General features: G+C 65.8%; 3 protein-coding genes. All 3 read left to right on the top strand.

Annotation, left to right across the window (positions count from 1 at the left end; translation table 11 throughout):
* The first annotated feature begins 152 nt into the window (after window positions 1–152).
* Window positions 153–521, top strand: a complete 369-nt coding sequence (locus ACFDS3_RS20910; protein ID WP_375264246.1) for a transposase — start codon at window positions 153–155, stop codon at window positions 519–521.
* Window positions 518–865 carry an IS66 family insertion sequence element accessory protein TnpB gene (tnpB, locus tag ACFDS3_RS20905; protein WP_218153130.1) on the top strand — a complete coding sequence of 116 codons (348 nt, stop codon included), beginning with the start codon at window positions 518–520 and terminating at the stop codon, window positions 863–865. Before ACFDS3_RS20910 ends, tnpB begins: the two co-directional genes overlap by 4 nt.
* A 62-nt stretch (window positions 866–927) precedes the next feature.
* A partial coding sequence (locus ACFDS3_RS20900) for an IS66 family transposase (RefSeq protein ID WP_375264245.1) occupies window positions 928–2,509 on the top strand: 1,582 nt, incomplete at its 3' end.

Below are 2,509 nucleotides of genomic sequence, written 5' to 3'. Positions count from 1 at the left end.
GGCCTGCGCCTTCACTTCATCTGGCCAGCGCCGATGCCCCGACGCATGAATCTCCGTATCCGCCCGGTTGAGGCCGCCTGCCTGATGTCGACGCTCCGAGTTAAGGCACGTCCATAGCGACGTCGTTAGCGACGTGTCTTATGGAGGTGGTGATGCTGGGCGAGGTTTTGGGTGTCGAGCGGCGCCGACGGTGGAGCGAGGACGAGAAGCTCGCGATCCTCTCGGAGGTCGGCATCGCCGGTGCCACCGTGACGCAGGTCGCCCAGCGACACGAGATTACGCGGTCGCAGGTCTACGGCTGGCGGCGGGATCTGAAGAAAAAGGGCTTGTGGGCGCTGGATCGCGGGGCCGTGTTCCTGCCGGTGGATATCGGCGCGCACCCGGAACCGGCGAGCGTGCCCGCACCGCCGCGATCGGTCCCGGTCGAACTTCGGCTGAGCAACGGTCGTTGCCTGAGGTTCGACAGCGGCATGGACGGAGAGGCGCTGACCCGGCTGATCCGGGCCGTGGAAGCGGCGTGATCGGGCCGGGCACGGGGGTCCGGGTCTACCTCGCCTGCGGCGCCACCGACATGAGGAAGGGTATCGCCGGTCTCTCGGCCATGGCCCAGGACGTTTTGCGCCAGAAGCCCGCGAGCGGCGCGGTCTTCGCGTTTCGGGGACGCCGAGGTGATCGTTTGAAACTGCTCTACTGGGACGGCCAGGGCTTTTGCCTCTATTACAAGGTGCTCGAACGCGGTCGCTTTCCGTGGCCGAACACCGAGGCCGGGGTCGCGCGCCTGACCTCGGCACAGCTGGCCATGCTGTGGGAAGGAATCGACTGGCGGCGACCGGACTGGGGTGCGCCGCCGGCCCGGGTTGGTTGAATTATCCATCTGTTTTGGCGTGTTTTTATGGCGCTGACTGGGGTGCAGTGGTAGACATGGGCATGTCGACTTCCGCCCCTGATTTGCCCGACGATCCCGCCATCCTGAAGGCGATGATCGTTGCCTTGCGGACGGAGAATGCGCAGATCACGGCCACGTTGCGGGCACACGACCTGCTGGCCCAGGCACTGCGTGTGCGGATCGCCAAGTTGAAGAAGCAGGCCTTCGGGAAGAGCTCGGAAAAGATCGAGCGCGAGATCGAACAGCTTGAACTGGCCCTCGAGGATTTGCAGGTGGCGATGGCCGAGGTGGAGGACACGCCCCCGGCCGACGAGGACGCGCCGGACACCGAAGACCAAGGCCCGGCAACCGCCGAGCGCGGGCAACGCCGCCGTCCGAAGGTCTCGAAGGATACGCCGCGCGAACGCCGTGAACTCGACCCCGGCGACAGCTGCCCGGACTGCGGCGGCGAACTGCGCGTGGTCGGCGAGGATGTCAGCGAACTGATCGACATGATCGCGGCGCAGCTGAAGGTGATCGAGATCGCCCGGGTCAAGAAGTCCTGCCGGCGCTGCGAAAGGATGGTCCAGGAGCCTGCGCCGAGCCGTCCCATTCCGCGGAGCATGGCCGGTCCGAACCTGCTGGCCTACGTGCTGACCTCCAAGTTCGACGACCACGTTCCGCTCTACAGGCAGAATGAGATCTTCGCCCGCATGGGTGCGGATATTCCGGACACGACCCTGGTGGACTGGTGCGGCGGGGCGATGAAGACGCTGGCGCCGTTGATCGAGAAGATCGAGGCCGAGATCATGTCCAGCGACCTGCTCCATGCAGACGACACCCCGATCCGGGTGCTCGATCGCTCTCGACGGGACAAGGGGCTGGGCAAGGGCGTCAAGCAGGGCCGTATCTGGACCTATGTGCGCGATCAGCGACCCTGGGCGGGCCAGGACCCGCCGGGCGCGGTCTACTACTTCTCGCCCGACCGGAAGGGCGAGCATCCCCGGAAGCACCTCGAAATGAGCAGCGGTATCCTGCAAGCGGACGCCTATACCGGCTTCAAGGAGCTGTACGAGCGCCGCGCGGACGGCACCGTGCAGTTCTGTGAGGCTGCGTGCTGGGCGCATCTGCGCCGCGATTTCCACGACGTCTGGACATCCACCAGATCTGAAATCGCGAAGGAGGCCCTCGACCGGATCGGCAAGCTCTACGATATCGAGCGCCGGATCGCCGGCCAGTCCGCCGAGGTTCGGCGCGCCGTCCGGCAGGACAAGTCCAAACCACTGGTCGAGGCGTTCCGCACCTGGGCCGAACGCCAGCTCACCCGCATTCCCGGCAAGAGCGACCTTGCCAAGGCGTTCCGCTATGGGCTTGGCCGGTGGGACTCCTTCTGCCTATTTCTCGACGACGGGCGCGTGGCCATAGACAACAATCCCGCGGAGCGTGGCATGCGGCCGATCGGCGTCGGCCGCCGCAACTGGCTCTTTGCCGGCTCCAATACCGGCGGCGAAACTCTCGCCCGCGCCATGACGATCATCGAGACGGCCAAGATGAACGACCTCGACCCGCAGGCCTACCTCGCCGACGTCCTCGATCGCATCCACGATCACAAGATCAATTGGCTCGCCGAATTGCTGCCGTGGA

This window comes from Palleronia sp. (assembly GCF_042089775.1).
GTDB lineage: Bacteria > Pseudomonadota > Alphaproteobacteria > Rhodobacterales > Rhodobacteraceae > Palleronia.
This window is presented reverse-complemented; position numbering and strand designations above follow the sequence as displayed.

Coding starts and splice junctions, on each gene's coding strand:
- ACFDS3_RS20910 (WP_375264246.1), top strand. CDS start 153: ATGCTGGGCGAGGTTTTGGGTGTCGAGCGGCGCCGACGGTGGAGCGAG.